The organism is Protaetiibacter larvae, assembly GCF_008365275.1.
In the GTDB taxonomy this organism is placed as follows: Bacteria; Actinomycetota; Actinomycetes; order Actinomycetales; family Microbacteriaceae; genus Homoserinibacter; species Homoserinibacter larvae.
This window is the reverse complement of record NZ_CP043504.1, coordinates 2,419,419-2,433,469: the sequence shown is the minus strand read 5'-3', so window position 1 is coordinate 2,433,469 and position 14,051 is coordinate 2,419,419. Positions and strand designations below refer to the sequence as shown.

Annotated in this window: 20 protein-coding genes and 1 pseudogene; 13 read left to right on the top strand and 8 right to left on the bottom strand. The window is 70.8% G+C overall.

Annotation, left to right across the window (positions count from 1 at the left end; all coding sequences use genetic code 11):
* The first annotated feature begins 63 nt into the window (after positions 1 to 63).
* The 3 genes from rpsP to rimM are packed head-to-tail and all read left to right on the top strand — an operon-like array spanning position 64 to position 1,347.
* Entirely contained in the window at positions 64 to 525 is a 462-nt protein-coding gene (gene rpsP, locus FLP23_RS11545) for a 30S ribosomal protein S16 (protein WP_149325995.1), read from the top strand.
* A gap of 4 nt (positions 526 to 529) precedes the next feature.
* The gene (locus FLP23_RS11540; RefSeq protein WP_120762935.1) at positions 530 to 769 is read left to right on the top strand and encodes an RNA-binding protein; all 240 of its coding nucleotides are present in this window, start codon (positions 530 to 532) and stop codon (positions 767 to 769) included.
* Entirely contained in the window at positions 766 to 1,347 is a 582-nt protein-coding gene (rimM, locus tag FLP23_RS11535) for a ribosome maturation factor RimM (RefSeq protein ID WP_149325994.1), read from the top strand. Before FLP23_RS11540 ends, rimM begins: the two co-directional genes overlap by 4 nt.
* Positions 1,348 to 1,391: 44 nt before the next feature.
* Here the strand turns inward: rimM and FLP23_RS11530 are convergent, their stop codons facing one another.
* On the bottom strand, positions 1,392 to 2,189 hold the full coding sequence (locus FLP23_RS11530) for a DUF559 domain-containing protein (protein WP_149325993.1): 798 nt from the start codon (positions 2,187 to 2,189) through the stop codon (positions 1,392 to 1,394).
* A 149-nt stretch (positions 2,190 to 2,338) separates the two neighbouring features.
* Here FLP23_RS11530 and trmD point away from each other — a divergent pair, with 149 nt between their 5' ends.
* Complete coding sequence (gene trmD / locus FLP23_RS11525) at positions 2,339 to 3,034, top strand: tRNA (guanosine(37)-N1)-methyltransferase TrmD (RefSeq protein WP_149325992.1); 696 nt, start codon at positions 2,339 to 2,341, stop codon at positions 3,032 to 3,034.
* A 90-nt stretch (positions 3,035 to 3,124) separates the two neighbouring features.
* Here the strand turns inward: trmD and map are convergent, their stop codons facing one another.
* Positions 3,125 to 3,895: a type I methionyl aminopeptidase gene (gene map / locus FLP23_RS11520; RefSeq protein ID WP_149325991.1), complete on the bottom strand. Its 771-nt coding sequence runs from the start codon at positions 3,893 to 3,895 to the stop codon at positions 3,125 to 3,127.
* A gap of 22 nt (positions 3,896 to 3,917) precedes the next feature.
* On the opposite strand from map, the gene FLP23_RS11515 reads away from it, so the two are divergent.
* From FLP23_RS11515 to FLP23_RS11495, 5 genes are all read left to right on the top strand, one after another.
* On the top strand, positions 3,918 to 4,415 hold the full coding sequence (locus tag FLP23_RS11515; protein ID WP_149325990.1) for an MFS transporter: 498 nt from the start codon (positions 3,918 to 3,920) through the stop codon (positions 4,413 to 4,415).
* 156 nt (positions 4,416 to 4,571) lie between these two features.
* A complete protein-coding gene (rplS, locus tag FLP23_RS11510) occupies positions 4,572 to 4,919 on the top strand; it encodes a 50S ribosomal protein L19 (protein ID WP_149325989.1) in 348 nt (115 codons plus the stop codon).
* A 102-nt stretch (positions 4,920 to 5,021) separates the two neighbouring features.
* Entirely contained in the window at positions 5,022 to 5,885 is an 864-nt protein-coding gene (lepB, locus tag FLP23_RS11505; protein ID WP_149325988.1) for a signal peptidase I, read from the top strand.
* Positions 5,882 to 6,547: a ribonuclease HII gene (locus FLP23_RS11500; RefSeq protein WP_149325987.1), complete on the top strand. Its 666-nt coding sequence runs from the start codon at positions 5,882 to 5,884 to the stop codon at positions 6,545 to 6,547. Before lepB ends, FLP23_RS11500 begins: the two co-directional genes overlap by 4 nt.
* Before the next feature lie 40 nt (positions 6,548 to 6,587).
* Complete coding sequence (locus tag FLP23_RS11495; protein WP_149325986.1) at positions 6,588 to 6,911, top strand: DUF2469 family protein; 324 nt, start codon at positions 6,588 to 6,590, stop codon at positions 6,909 to 6,911.
* Between the two features lie 81 nt (positions 6,912 to 6,992).
* Here the strand turns inward: FLP23_RS11495 and FLP23_RS11490 are convergent, their stop codons facing one another.
* Positions 6,993 to 7,211 (bottom strand): SCO4848 family membrane protein, encoded by a 219-nt coding sequence (locus FLP23_RS11490; protein ID WP_149325985.1) that lies wholly within the window; start codon positions 7,209 to 7,211, stop codon positions 6,993 to 6,995.
* 127 nt (positions 7,212 to 7,338) lie between these two features.
* On the opposite strand from FLP23_RS11490, the gene FLP23_RS11485 reads away from it, so the two are divergent.
* The 4 genes and pseudogenes from FLP23_RS11485 (at position 7,339) to FLP23_RS11470 (ending at position 10,540) form a co-directional block, all read left to right on the top strand.
* Positions 7,339 to 7,695 (top strand): YraN family protein, encoded by a 357-nt coding sequence (locus FLP23_RS11485; protein ID WP_149325984.1) that lies wholly within the window; start codon positions 7,339 to 7,341, stop codon positions 7,693 to 7,695.
* Positions 7,695 to 8,588 (top strand): annotated as a pseudogene (locus FLP23_RS11480) (magnesium chelatase domain-containing protein); the annotation flags it as partial. The gene FLP23_RS11485 and the pseudogene FLP23_RS11480, both read left to right, overlap by 1 nt.
* A 61-nt stretch (positions 8,589 to 8,649) precedes the next feature.
* Positions 8,650 to 10,176, top strand: a complete 1,527-nt coding sequence (locus FLP23_RS11475; RefSeq protein ID WP_149325983.1) for a recombinase family protein — start codon at positions 8,650 to 8,652, stop codon at positions 10,174 to 10,176.
* A gap of 100 nt (positions 10,177 to 10,276) precedes the next feature.
* On the top strand, positions 10,277 to 10,540 hold the full coding sequence (locus FLP23_RS11470; RefSeq protein ID WP_149325982.1) for a hypothetical protein: 264 nt from the start codon (positions 10,277 to 10,279) through the stop codon (positions 10,538 to 10,540).
* Positions 10,541 to 10,650: 110 nt separating this feature from the next.
* Here FLP23_RS11470 and FLP23_RS11465 read toward each other — a convergent pair whose 3' ends face one another.
* From FLP23_RS11465 to FLP23_RS11440, 5 genes are all read right to left on the bottom strand, one after another.
* Complete coding sequence (locus tag FLP23_RS11465; RefSeq protein WP_149325981.1) at positions 10,651 to 10,980, bottom strand: DUF7169 domain-containing protein; 330 nt, start codon at positions 10,978 to 10,980, stop codon at positions 10,651 to 10,653.
* Between the two features lie 106 nt (positions 10,981 to 11,086).
* Positions 11,087 to 11,326 carry a hypothetical protein gene (locus FLP23_RS11460; RefSeq protein ID WP_149325980.1) on the bottom strand — a complete coding sequence of 80 codons (240 nt, stop codon included), beginning with the start codon at positions 11,324 to 11,326 and terminating at the stop codon, positions 11,087 to 11,089.
* Between the two features lie 560 nt (positions 11,327 to 11,886).
* Complete coding sequence (locus tag FLP23_RS11450) at positions 11,887 to 12,192, bottom strand: hypothetical protein (RefSeq protein ID WP_149325978.1); 306 nt, start codon at positions 12,190 to 12,192, stop codon at positions 11,887 to 11,889.
* A gap of 12 nt (positions 12,193 to 12,204) precedes the next feature.
* Positions 12,205 to 12,573, bottom strand: a complete 369-nt coding sequence (locus FLP23_RS11445) for a hypothetical protein (RefSeq protein WP_149325977.1) — start codon at positions 12,571 to 12,573, stop codon at positions 12,205 to 12,207.
* Positions 12,574 to 12,844: 271 nt separating this feature from the next.
* A complete protein-coding gene (locus tag FLP23_RS11440) occupies positions 12,845 to 13,993 on the bottom strand; it encodes a phage major capsid protein (RefSeq protein ID WP_149325976.1) in 1,149 nt (382 codons plus the stop codon).
* Between the last annotated feature and the right edge of the window lie 58 nt (positions 13,994 to 14,051).

Genomic DNA, 14,051 nt, shown 5'->3' with positions numbered 1-14,051 from the left:
CGGAGTGTGCCCCCACGCGCACGGGAGCAGTTCGACCCCAACACACACGTTTTCAGGAGAATTGTGGCTGTCAAGATCCGCCTCAAGCGGCTCGGCAAGATCCGTGCCCCGTACTACCGCATCGTCGTCGCCGACTCGCGCACCAAGCGCGATGGTCGCGTGATCGAGGAGATCGGCAAGTACCACCCCACCGAGGAGCCCTCGTTCATCGAGGTCGACTCCGAGCGCGCCCAGTACTGGCTCGGCGTCGGCGCGCAGCCGACCGAGCAGGTCGTCGCGATCCTCAAGATCACCGGCGACTGGGGCACCTTCAAGGGCGAGAAGGGTGCCAAGAGCACCCTCAAGACCAAGGAGGCCCCGGTGGCCTTCGTCGCCGACGAGAAGAAGAAGCCGGTTCTCAAGCCGAAGGCCGAGAAGAAGGCTGCTGTCGCCTCGGAGCCCGCCGCCGAGGTCGAGGAGTCCGAGGTCGTCGAGGCCGCTGTCGAGCCCGAGGCCGCCGAGTCGGCCGACGCCGACAAGGAGTAATTCGATGCTCGCATCCGCCCTGGAGCACCTCGTCAAGGGGATCGTCGATCACCCGGATGACGTGCAGGTGGATTCGTCGAGCACCTCGCGCGGCGAGGTCCTCGAGGTGCGCGTGCACCCCGAGGACCTCGGCCGCGTCATCGGCCGCTCGGGGCGCACCGCGAAGGCGCTGCGCGCCCTCGTGACCGCGCTCGCCGACGGTCGCCGCGTGCGCGTCGACGTCGTCGACACCGACGCGGCGTGAGCCGGGCGAAGCGCCCCGGCACCACTCAGCTGCGCGTCGGGCGGCTCATCAAGGCGCACGGCCTCAAGGGTGCGCTCAAGGTGGAGCTGTACACCGACGACCCGGCGAAACGTTTCGTGCCGGGCGCGACGTTCTCGCTGCAGGTGCCCACCTCGTCCCCGTGGCACGGCAAGAGCCTCGAGCTCGCCGAGCTGCGCTGGTACAACGGGCATCCGGTGGCGTTCTTCGACGGCATCGACGACCGCACCGCGGCGGAGACGCTCGTGAAGGCGATCCTGTGGGTGGACGCGGACGTCGCGGCCGAGCAGGAGCCCGACGCCTGGTACGACCACCAGCTGGTCGGCCTGCACGCCCTGCGTGACGGCGTCGAGGTGGGGTCGATCGTGCGGGTCGAGCATCTTCCCGCCCAGGATCTGCTCGTCGTGAAGGCGGGCGACCGCGAGGTGCTCGTGCCGTTCGTCTCGGCGATCGTGCCCACGGTCGACATCGCCGCCGGCATCGTGACCCTCACCCCGCCCGCCGGCCTCTTCGAGGACCTCCCCGACCCCGACCCCGCCCCGGAATCCGACGCCGAGTGACCTTCGCCCGCACGCTGCAGGCATAGCTCGGCGTGCGTCGGATTTCATCCGCGCAGCGGGCGCCGCACGTGCTCGCCGCGTCGCACCAGCTCCATGAGCTGCGCCTCCACGCTCGCCCAGTCGTCCATGAGCTGCCGGTAGCTGACGCGCACCACGAGGTACCCGGCCAGCACCAGCGCGCGGTCGCGCGCTCGGTCACGGTCGAAATCGCCGTGGAAGCTCTCACCGTCGAGCTCGAGCACGAGTCGGTCGCCGATGAGAAGATCCACCCGGCCGATCCCGGGAATCTGCACCTGGCTGCGGAGGCGCACCCGCCGCGAGCGGAGCGCGAGCCGCGCGAGGGTCTCCAGCCCCGACTCGCTCCTCGGGTCCGCGGCCGCGAGCACGCGGCGGCCCCGCGGCGTCCGTCGGCAGACCGCCTCCACCGTCGCCCACGGCAGGATGCCGCGGTTGCCCAGGGAGTCCACCACGACCACCGCCTCTCGGAAGGTGAGGCACGAGATCGCGATCCCGAGCGCGGTCTCCGGGTCGTCGACGTCTCCGAAGCCGCGCTCGTCGGTCCAGTGGATGTGCACCCCGCGCCCCGCGGCAGCGACACCCCGCGCGATCCGAACATGGAGGGTGTGTTCGAGCGTCCATGCGCCGTGGTGGGCGAGCGCGGAAACGCAGCTCAACCGCCCGCCCGCGCGGGCGGCCGCGAGGAGCTCGGGGGGCGCATCGGGGCGCGCGTACTTCCCGCGGCGGAGCTTCACCAGCCGGTGCTCGGCGAGCGCTTGCGCGATCGCGCGACTCGTGAACCCGTGCGCGCGGAGGGTGGCGGTGTCGAGGATGTGTTGGGTCATGTCCGCAGCCTCGCCCTGTGCGGGCCGAGCCGCGCGACCGCGGCACCGACTCGGGGAGGCGCGCACGAACTCCGACGTGGGGAGGGGATGAGCCGCACGCTGCAGGCGAAGGGCACCGGGCGTCGGACTTCGCCCGATACGCTCGACGGGTGCGCATCGACGTCGTCACGATCTTCCCCGAGTTCTTCTCGGTGCTCGACGTGTCGCTGCTCGGCAAGGCCCGCCAGTCGGGCCTCATCGACATCCGCGTGCACGATCTGCGGGGTTTCACCCACGACCGCCATCGCACCGTCGACGACACCCCGACTGGGGGCGGCGCGGGCATGGTCATGAAGCCGGAGCCGTGGGGCGAGGCGCTCGACACGATCCTCGCGGGGACGGCGGATGCCGTGGTCGTCTTCCCGACGCCCGCCGGCGAGCTGTTCCGGCAGCCCGTCGCGCGCGAACTCGCGGATGCGCCGCACCTGGTGTTCTGCTGCGGGCGCTACGAGGGCATCGACCAGCGTGTCGTTGACCACACGCGCACCCGCCCCGAGGTGGCGGCCGTGCGGGAGCTGAGCCTCGGCGACTACGTGCTCAACGGCGGCGAGGTGGCCGCGATGGCGATCATCGAGGCGGCGGGGCGGCTCGTGCCGGGCATGGTCGGCAACCCGGAGTCGCTCGTCGAGGAGAGCCACGAGGACGGCCTGCTCGAGTACCCGAGCTACACCAAGCCCGCCGTCTGGCGCGAGCTCGAGACCCCGCCCGTGCTGCTGTCGGGCAACCACGCGGCGATCGCCGCCTGGCGCCGCGAGCAGCAGCTCGAGCGCACGCGCCGCATCCGCCCCGAGCTCCTCCGCGACTGAGCGGTCATGGCGCGGCTGGAGCTACGACCGCGCGGCGGGAGGCGTTTCCCCCGCCGCAAGGTCACGGCTCCAGCTGCGCCATGAAGCGCATCAGCTGGTGCGGGCGGTCAGCACGAGGGGGCCGTCGGGCGTGATGGCCACCGTGTGCTCCACGTGGGCGCCGCGGGAGCCGTCGCGGGAGCGCAGCGTCCAGCCGTCCTTGTCGGTGTAGATCTCGTCGGTGGTCTGCATGAACCACGGCTCGATCGCGAACACCAGCCCCGCGCGCAGCGGCAGCCCGCGCTTGCGGCGCCCGTCGTTCGGGATGTGCGGGTCGCCGTGCATCACGCGGCCCACGCCGTGCCCGCCGAAGTCGAGGTTGACCGACAGTCCCGCGGCGTCCGCCACGTCGCCGATGGATGCCGAGATGTCGCCGATCCGGTTGCCGACCGTCGCGGCGGCGATGCCGGCCTCGAGCGCCCGCTCGACCGTGTCGATGAGCGCGAGGTCAGCGGGGTCGGCGTCACCCACCACGAGCGAGAGCGCCGAGTCGGCGACCCAGCCGTCGACGGATGCGGCGAAGTCGAGTGACAGCAGGTCGCCGTCGCGCAGCCGGTAGTCGTGGGGGAGCCCGTGCAGCACGGCGTCGTTGACGGAGGTGCAGATGGCCTTGCCGAACTTCGATCCGCCGAAGGAGGGGTGGTAGTCGATGTAGCAGCTCTCGGCCCCCGCCGCGCGGATCATGTCATGCGCGAGGCGGTCGAGCTCCAGGAGGTTCACCCCGACGTCGGCGGCGTCGCGCGTCGCCTCGAGCACGCTCGCCACGAATCGGCCTGCGGCCTTCATCTGCTCGATCTCAGCGGGCGTTCGGAGTTCTATCACCCGAAAAGCGTAGCCTTGGCCGATGGTCGTCCGCCGCGTCGTCTACCGCCTGCTGTTCCCGTTGGCCTTCGTGCTGCCGCTGTGGGTGCTCATCGGCCACGGCATCCTCGTCGACGGCCTCGGCTGGGGCTTCGTCGGCGCTCTCGTGGTGAGCCCGATCCTGTTCCTCGCGCTGCTCGTGATCGGCGGCCTCATCGTCTGGCGCCCGGGGGTCCGTCAGGCCGCGGCGGTGTCGTGGGGGGATGCCGGTGTGCTCGCGGCGCTCTGGGCGGTGCTCGCGGCGACCGGCTTCGTGACGCATCCGGGCCTCGTGGTCGCCGCGGTGGTGCTCGTTCTGGCCGCGTTCTGGCTCGCGCTCTGGCAGCTCGTCACCGAGGGCCGTCGTCGGGTGCGGGCGGTCATGGACGACATCGATGCGACCACCCGCGGCGCGCGCGCCTCGGTGCCGCAGCAGCGCCCGGTCGACATCGGCGAGGTCATCGTGGTGACCTCGGAGGATGTCACCGACCAGCGCGGCTGACCGAGTCGCGGGGGAGGCCCCGCGTATGGCAGAATTGCTCCTTGTGCTTCCGCACGGCCCTGCCACAGGGGGGCCGTCGCCGCGTGAAGCGCCACTCCATCCCTGATTCTCGATACCCGCGTTCGACCTGTGGCGGTCGCAGAAGGCGAAGCTCCCATGCACATCCTCGACGACGTCGACGCTGCATCCCTCCGTTCCGACATCCCCGACTTCCGTCCCGGCGACACCGTCAAGGTGCACGTGAACATCATCGAAGGCTCGCGCAGCCGTATCCAGGTGTTCCAGGGCGTCGTGATCGCCCGTGCCAACGAGGGCGTCCGCGAGACCTTCACCGTCCGCAAGGTGAGCTTCCAGGTGGGCGTCGAGCGCACCTTCCCCGTGCACTCCCCGGTGATCGACCACATCGAGGTCGTCACCCGCGGTGACGTGCGCCGCGCGAAGCTCTACTACCTGCGCGAACTGCGCGGCAAGAAGGCCAAGATCAAGGAAAAGCGCGACGCGTAGTCGTCCGCGACCTCTTCGAGAGCCCGGTTCCGCGATCGCGGGGCCGGGCTTTCTCGTCTCTCAGGATGCGCCGCATATGCTTGCAGAGACTTCAGGGGAGACATGAGCGACGACACGGACGCACCCGAGACGGTGACCGCCGATTCCACCGTTCCCGAGGAGGCGGAGCCGACGTCGCGCAACGCGAAGAAGCGCCGGGAGGAGGTCTCGCGCAAGCGCAGCTTCGGCCTGTTCCTGCGGGATGTGGCGCTCATCATCGTCGCCGCGGTCGTCATCTCCTTCCTCATCAAGACCTTCCTGATCCGCTCGTTCTACATCCCGTCGGAGTCGATGGAGGACACGCTCCTCAAGAACGACCGGATCATCGTCAACCAGCTCGAGCCGAAGCTCATGCCGATCCAGCGCGGGGACGTGATCGTGTTCCAGGATCCGGGCGGCTGGCTCGACCCCGTGCCGCCGGTCGAGCAGAACCCGGTGGCCGGGTTCTTCGACTGGCTGCTGTCGATCGTCGGCCTCACGGCGCCGGACTCGAACGACCACCTCATCAAGCGCGTGATCGGTCTGCCCGGCGACACGGTCGCGTGCTGCAACGACTTCGGTCAGATGACCGTCAACGGGGTGCCGCTCGACGAGTCCGCCTACGTCAAGCTCGGCCCCGGCGTCACGAAGGTCTCGCGCGACGACTTCGAGGTGACGGTGCCCGCCGATTCGCTGTGGGTGATGGGCGACAACCGCTACAACTCCCAGGACTCCCGCTACAACCGCGACAAGCCCGGCAACGGCTTCGTGCCGATCGACCATGTGGTGGGCCGCGCGATCCTCATCACCTGGCCGGTGAGCCGTTGGACCTGGCTCGACAACTACCCGACGACCTTCGCGGACGTGCCGGATCCGACCACCCCCGCGGTCGAGAACTCCGGGGCGCCGGCGCTCGAACCGTCGACGACGGACACCTCGGGCGGATGAGCGTCGCCGATCCGACGCTCGAGTTCGAGCGCGCGTTGTTCCACGACGGGGCGACGCTCGTGATCGGCTGCGACGAGGTCGGTCGCGGGGCGATCGCCGGCCCGGTCGCGGTCGGGCTGGGGGCGTTCTTCGCGGATGTCGACGGGATCCCGGTCGGCCTGCGCGACTCGAAGCTGCTCTCGGAGCCCAGGCGCGAGGCCCTGCACCCGGAGGTGCTCGCCTGGTCGCCGTTCTCGGCCGTGGGGCTCGCCGACAATGCGGAGGTCGACGGCCTCGGCATCATCGCCGGGCTGGGGCTCGCCGCGCTCCGCGGTCTGGAGGCGCTGTGCGAGGCCGGCGTGTCGGTCGAGACTGCGGTCGTCGTGCTCGACGGCTCGCACGACTGGCTCACCCCGGCGCTCGACGGCTGGCCGGCGGCATCGCGTCCGCGCGTCGTCACGCGCGTGAAGGCCGACCGCGATTGCGCCACGGTGGCCGCGGCATCCGTGCTCGCGAAGGTGCACCGCGACCGGCTGATGATCGAGGCGGATGCCGTGCATCCGGGCTACGAGTGGGTGAGCAACAAGGGCTACGCGTCCGCGTCGCACTATGCGGCGATCGGCAGGATGGGGTCGAGCGCGTTGCACCGGTGGAGCTGGCTGAAGCAGCCCGCGCTGTTCTGAGCGGCATCGGACCCGCCGCGGCCGAACTACACTTCTCAGGATGGACGAGGACGAGTTCGACGACTACGACCGCGAGGTCGAGCTGGCCCTGTACCGCGAGTACCGCGATGTCGTGGGGCAGTTCAAGTACGTGATCGAGACGGAGCGCCGCTTCTATCTCGCGAACGACGTCTCTCTCGAGCGCCACGACACCGAGCACGACTTCTACTTCGAGCTCACGATGAACGACGTGTGGGTGTGGGATGTCTACCGCTCCGACCGCTTCGTGAAGAGCGTGCGGGTGCTCACCTTCAAGGACGTCAACGTCGAGGTGCGCGGCGACAAGGATCTCGAGCTTCCGAAGGAGCTCGCGCTCGACGAGTAGCCGGATGCCGGACGCCTGTGGCGGCGTCCGTGCCGGTCGCTCGTGCGCGGTTCGTCTCGCGGTGGGTCACCCCGTGGCGGGTCACCCCGCGGCGAGTGCCCAGATCCCGCACACCGCGGAGGCGACGGCGAGCACGATCGCGATCGCGACGAGCACCTGGTGCACGCGCAGGAAGCGGGTCGCCTGTCCCGACGCGTCCCGGGCACGGGGGTCGCGGGCGACCCGACGCAGGAAGGTCGGCCAGGTGAGCACGTTGAAGGCGGCGTTGACGAGCAGCAGGATTCCGAGAGCGATGGTCACCCGTCGAGCCTAAGCGGGCCCTCCGGGGCGCCGACTCCGCTCCTCCCCAGTCGGGGCGCCCGCTGCCACCGCGCGGATGCGCGGATCCCGCGGTCGTGCCGTCGCGACGACCGTCAGGCTCTCGGTCATGGCGGCGAAAGACGAACTGGGCAGGCGCGGCGAGCGCCTCGCCGAGCGGCACCTCCTGGCACGCGGCTACCGGCTGATCGAGCGCAACTGGCGCTGTCGGCAGGGTGAGATCGACCTCGTGGTGCGGGATGGCGATGCCGTCGTCTTCGTCGAGGTGAAGACACGCAGTTCGACCGCATTCGGGCATCCCTTCGAGGCGATCACCCCCGTCAAGCTCGCTCGGTTGCGCAGGCTCGCGCGCGAGTGGTGCGCGGCGCATCCGCATGAACGCGGCCGCATCCGCATCGACGCGGTGGCGGTGCTGGCACCCCGCGACGCGGATCCTCGCATCGAGCACCTCGTGGGGGTGTTCTGATGGGCGTCGGCCGCGCCCACGCGGTTGCGCTGCTGGGGCTCGACGGCGCACTCGTCGAGATCGAGGCCGACACCACAGGCGGTCTTCCGGCGTTCGTGCTCGTGGGGCTCCCGGATGCGGCACTCGGCGAGGCGAAGGCGCGCGTGCGCTCGGCGGTCGGCAACGCGGGGTTCGGCTTTCCGAGCGGGCGGGTCACGATCAACCTCTCGCCGGCGTCGCTGCCGAAGACCGGGTCCGCGTTCGACCTCGGGATCGCTCTCGCGCTGCTCGCCGCCGACGGCCTCGTCGACCCGGTGTCCGTCGCGGGGGTCGTGCACCTCGGCGAGCTGGGGCTCGATGGTCGCCTGCGGCCGTCGCGCGGCGTCCTACCGATGGTGCTCGCCGCGGAGCGCGCCGGATTCGACACCGTGCTCGTGCCGGCCGGCAACGCCGACGAGGCGGCTCTCGTGCCGGGCGTCCGCGTGGTGGCGGTCCCGAGTCTGCGCGACGCGGCGATCTGGCACGGCGCGGCGCTCGACCCGATCGAGGTCGAGCCGCTCGTGCCTGCCGCCGCCCCTGCCGTCGTCGAACAGCCGGGTGACCTCGCCGAGGTGATCGGCAACCGGGACGCCGTGGAGGCGGTGCAGGTCGCCGCGGCCGGCGGCCACCACATGTTCCTGCTCGGCCCGCCGGGTGCGGGCAAGACCATGATCGCCTCGCGGCTGCCGGGCATCCTGCCCGACCTCGACGAGCGTGCCGCGATCGAGGTCAGCTCGATCCGCTCGCTCGCCGGGCTGCCGGTGGGGCGTTCGCTCGCGACCCGACCGCCCATCGAGGCACCGCATCACTCCGCCTCGCCCGCCGCGATCGTCGGCGGCGGCAGCGGCGTCATCCGGCCGGGGGCGGCGGCGCGTGCGGCACACGGCGTGCTCTTCCTGGACGAGTCGAGGAAGGCCAAAAGGCGTATATTGAACCATGGCCAAGAGAGCAGTCCTCTACGTGCGAGTCTCCCGCAGCACGGAGGAGTCCGTCAGCATCGCGCGTCAGGAGCGCGAGCTGCTCGACCTCGCGGAGTCCGAGGGGTGGCAGGTAGTCGGAACGTTCCGCGACGACGGCCTCAGCGGGCGCGTCGAGCGCAAGAAGGCAGAGGCCGCGCTAGAGGCGATCGCAGACGGGCAGGCGGACGTGCTCGCCGTCTGGGAGATGAGCCGCTTCAGCCGCATGGGCCTCAGCGTCGTCGCGAGGCTGGTCACAGTCCTGCGCGAGAGGCCAGGGTCGCTGTTCGTAGCCAAGAAGGAGGGGCTGAGGTCAGACCAGCCCGCCTTCGGCATCATGGCCGCCGTGATCGCCGAGGTAGCCGCCATGGAAGCCGAGGCGACGCGCGACCGCATCAGGTCGATGAGGGCCCACGTCCTCGCGGAGACCGACCCCAGCAGCCAGCGGTGGCTCGGAGGCTCGCCGCCGATGGGCTACCGCGCCGTCGCCAGGGCCGAGGGAGGCAAGGCGCTCGCCGTGGACGACTACGAGGCCGCGCACCTGCGCGAGGCCGCGAGGATGCTGACCCACGGAGGGACCATCACCGAGGTGACGAGGTACCTCAACGACGCAGGGGTGCCGACGCCTCAGTCGGCCGCCCGCAGGGCGAGGCAGAAGGGCCAGCCGACCGAGGGCCACGACGGCGGGCTCTGGCGGGTCTCCACGATCCGCAAGCTGATGCAGTCACCGACGCTGTTAGGCCGCACGACGCGCATGGTCGAGACCGGCAGGCGCAGCGACGGGTCTCCCATCATCGACTACAGGGCCGTCACGGACGCGCAGGGGCTCCCGATCCAGCGCTGGGAGCCAGTGCTAGACGCGGGGACCTTTGCGGCTCTACAGGAGATGTTCAAGGCACGCGGGCCGAACCAGGCGCGTAAGGCGGCGTCGTGGCTGAGCGGGGTGCTGTTCTGCGACCTCTGCGGGAGCGTCCTCTACGCGACCCGCCGCAAGGGGCGGAACGTGGACGCGTTCAGGTGCTCCAACCGCGCAGTACCAGACCACTCGTGCCCAGGCGTGAGCGTGAGCCGCGACGCCGCGGAAGAGTACATGGAGGCGACGATCCTCAAGATGATCGGCGACCTGAAGGAGTACCGCGTGGAGACCCGCACGGAGGGCGGCGACGCCGGGGCGCTGGACGACGTGGCCCAGGCGATCGAGGACCTGCAGGCGGCGCTTGCCGCGGACGGCGCCGATTACGGGGTGCTCCTGCCGAGGCTGGACGAGTTGAAGGCCGAGCGGCGCCGGCTACTCGCAGAGCCAGGGAAGATCGTGACCGTTCGGACAGCGACGGGGCGCCTGCTGCGGGACGCGTGGAAGGACGGCGACATCCCCGAGCGCCAACACATCCTGAGCGACATGCTCGACGGCGTGCGGGTCGTCAAGGCGACCAGCCCAGGGCGGCTGAGCCGCATGGAGGACCGACTGGTGCCGGTGTGGATCGAGCACCCCGTCGAGGACGACTGAACGCGGGGAAGCCACTGGACTCCGCGACCAGGGGCTCCTGCGGCGACGACCGCGCGGCACATTCGAACCAACGAGCCACACCGACGCTAAGGAGCACACCATGGCCGCCAAGAACACCGACAACCTGACCGCCGCGCTTGACGCGCTGACCGCGGAGGCCGGAGCCGCCGTCGAGAAGGCCGACCTGCCCGAGTACCTGAAGCGCCTCGACGCGGTCATCGACGCCGCCCGCGCAGTCAAGGCGACTCACGCCAAGGCCGTCCGCGTCGCCCAGTCGCAGGCGTCCCGCGCTCGCAAGAAGGAGCGGGTCGAGAAGGCGCTGGCGCTGCTCGCCGAGCAGGAGGCCGCGGCCGCGAAGGCGTGAGTCGAGCGACACGACAGCCCCCGGGGTCAACCGACCTCGGGGGCTTCGTCGTTTCACGAGCACCCGGAGCCACCGGTGACGATCTGGGACCACCGGATCTTCCTGGCGGGCTAACCGTCGTCGGAAGGCTCCGTGGCCTCTGAGAGCCACCGGGTTTGAGCAGCCTCCAGCGACCCGACCGCCTGAGCGAGGGCCGCGTCAGCGCCGCGGAGGACGCGCTCGGCCTCGATGACCGCGGCGCGGAGTTCCAGGCGGCGCTTGTCGGCCGCTGCGGTGGGTACGGGGTCGTTCACCATGCCCCTGCTCCGCTCGGTGGTGTCCTCACGGGGGACCGGCGTCGCGCCAGCCATCCACTGAGGCTCGGCGGCGTCCGCGAGCAGGCCGCGGAGGCGGAGGCCAGCCGCCATGAAGGGCTCGAACGCGCCGGTCTCGTCGGTCACCGCCACGGCTTGTCCTCCAGGGTCGAGGGGAGCCGCGGGGTCGGCTGCCAGATGCTAGGAGCGTCGGCGGACGGGTCCAGTTCGGGGGAGGGGGTCGTGTCGTCGGTCACGGGCGGGTCTCCTGTTCGTCGCGGTGCGCGCGGCAGCCGAAGCACCGCGGGCTGAGGCCGTCCACCTCGCGTCGGCTCTCGGCGAACGCGTGGAAGGGGAGTTGGCGCTGACAGCCGGGGCACCACTTGAGGCCGTCCGGGTGGCGAGCGATGCGGGCCGCGACGATCTGGTCGTCGGTACGCGCGAGGCGGTTGGCGCGCTTGAAGCGCTGGCGCTCGCGGGCGGTGACGATCAAGCCGTCGCGGGTCTCAGTCAGGCCGCGCCCGACAGGGCGTCCCATCAGAGGGCACCGACCGCGGCGGCCACGAGGACCGGGACGGCGAGGACGGGCGCGACGGCGACGAGGAGGGCGAGGGACGCGACGACGTGGCCGCGGACAGAGATGGGGTTCATGGGTTGTCCAAACGAAAAGAGAGCCCGGCCGCGACGCGGGTGCTACCTCCCGCGAGGCGACCGGGCTCGGTCTTTGGGCACGCCGTCGCGGGGTAGCAGCCGCATGGCGTGGTCGCCCCGGGCGAACCAGGGCAGGTCTCAGGCGGCGTCATCGATCGTGACGCGCTGGTGGTCAGGCGGGAGGGTTCCCCGCGGAAGTCTGGGAGGCGATCTTGGCTCGGTGACGGCGCACCGCCTCGACGTTGGCGCGCCGGCCCTCGGGGGTCGAGCGCTCGGCGCGCTTGCGGTCGCGCTCGCAGGCCTTGCACCTGCGGGCGACGCCTCCGGGCCGGGACTGGTCAACGCCGAACTCGTCGCGGGGACGCTCGGCCTTGCAGCCCGCGCAGCGGATCGGCGCGGAGGTCACGAGCCCGGGGCGGCCACCTTCGCCGCCTGCGCCTGGATCATCGCGAGGCGCGAGGCCGGTCGGGTCTCGCGGGCCGACTCACGGAGGCGACGGGCGCGCTCATCACGGACGACGCGGCGGAGAGCGCCGAGAGTGCCGGCGTAGGTCGCGATGGTCCGGGTCTGGAGGTCGCCCCTGACGGCCTGGCGGTCGAGCTCGGCCGCGAGGGTGCGCGCGAGGTAGACCTCGGCAGCGTGCGCCTCGTCGGACAGCACCGGGTCGGACGCGATCGTCCGCTCGAGTTCGTCGGTGTGCGTGGTCATCATGGCTCCTAGTCAGAGGTGGCCGGGGTGGTAGCCGCGGGAGGGTGATGGTGCAAGGGCGGCGGCGATAGCCGCGTGTACCTCGGCGGCCGAGCGCGACGCCTCGGCGTCTTGGGACTGGGGGATCGCCTGCGACAGGAGCAGGCGGAGCGCCGGCAGGTTGTAGTCGCCGAGGCTCAGCGCCTGGGCGTTGAGCAGAACGGTCTCGAACTGCATGGCAAGCGACTGGAGGAGGGTGATGCGATCCGCGGTGACCGGACCCTCAGTCTTCAACTCGCGCGAGAGGCGCGCGAGCGTGCTGCTCTCGACGCCCGCGGCCTTCAGGCGTGACGCGATCGCGTCAACATGGCCGATCGCTTCGTGGCGGTTGAGGGCAGGCATTCGGTTCTCCTTCAGGAGGTCGATTCGGGACGCGGAATCGGAAACGGCCGCACATACTTTCGCCATTGCCGGGGGTTGAGCCGCAGGGCCACCAGCCACGGGATGCAGGCCGCATACCCCCTGCTGGGGAAGTAGTCGCCACGACCGCGCCGACGCGGGCTCCGAGAAGGCATTCGAAGGCCTCGCACGCCGGGCGGCCGTGGCTGAGTGGGCCGACACCCTTTGACAGGTGCCGGCCCTGCGGGTTACCTACCCGCGGAGGTTGACGAGGTCAGGCGTCGGTGAGCGTCACCTTGGCGACTGCCGCCGGCGAGAACACGTCGGTAGCGAAGCGACCCTCGGTGCGAGCACGAACGCGGTTCGTGTCGAAGCCGCTGATCGCGTCCCAGACCGTCTGGATGCCCTCGCGGTCGGTGCTGATGCCGACCTTCGAGGTGTCGAGCACGAGCGCCTCGCCCGCAGCCTGGTCGGCGCTGATGAGGGTGTTGAAGCCCCACACGCCGGGACGTGCGCCGCCCTCGAACGGGCTGCCGCCGAAGTAGCGACCCTCCGCGTCCTTGGAGAGGCGGATCGCGTCGTAGTCGGCGACGTTGAGGATCACGAGCGAGGGCGAGTAGCCCAGGTCCGAGACCTTCGACGCACCGGCGTAGATGCTGTCCGCCGCGGTGTCCGTGAACGCCTGCGTCTGGATGCCCGAGGTCGCGGCGAACGCGGCGATCGCGTTCGCGGTGACCTTGCGGATCACGCCGTCCTGGAGTTCGCCCGCGAGGAACCGCTCCAGGTCGTCGTTGTCGTCCAGCAGGTACTTGTCCACGTACTCGCTCAGGTGGGCGACCACCTGGAGCGCGCCCGCGACCTCCGCGACCGTGTAGACCGAGGTCGGCTTGGTGCCGCCCGCAGCCACGACGGCCGCGTTGTTGGTCCGCACCGTCTGGCGCAGGTACTTGTAGTTGGGCGTCTCCCGCACCTTGGTCGGGATGAGGGAGAGCAGGCCCAGGTTCGGCTGACCGAGCGGGATGGGGTCGGTTGCCAGAGCGACCGCCGTGGTGGACGAGCCACCCGCGACGAGCGCCTTGATGCCCCGAGCCGCGACAGCCGAGGTCATCGACTTGATCGACGCGGGGGTGATGAAGCCCTTCGCGCCGGCCGGGCTCTGCTCAGCGTGCTGGCGACCGTTGATGCCGGCGTCGAAGCCGTAGTCACCGGCACCCGCACCCGCCATGAGAGCGGCGTTCTTCTCGCCACGCTCGATCGCGTTCAGCTGGGCCTTGATTTCGACCGCGCGCTCCGAGCCGCGCTCGATCGCATCCGCCTCGCTGGGAGTGAGGTCGCGACCGCTCGACTTCGCGGCCTCGACCGCGGCGGAGAGCTTGATCTGGAGGGCGGAGAGTTCCGCCCGAAGGGTGGACTTGGTGTCCATGGTTGACTCCAATGGGTAGGGTCACTTTGTGGCGTCGACTGACGCCGGAAGTGCCTGC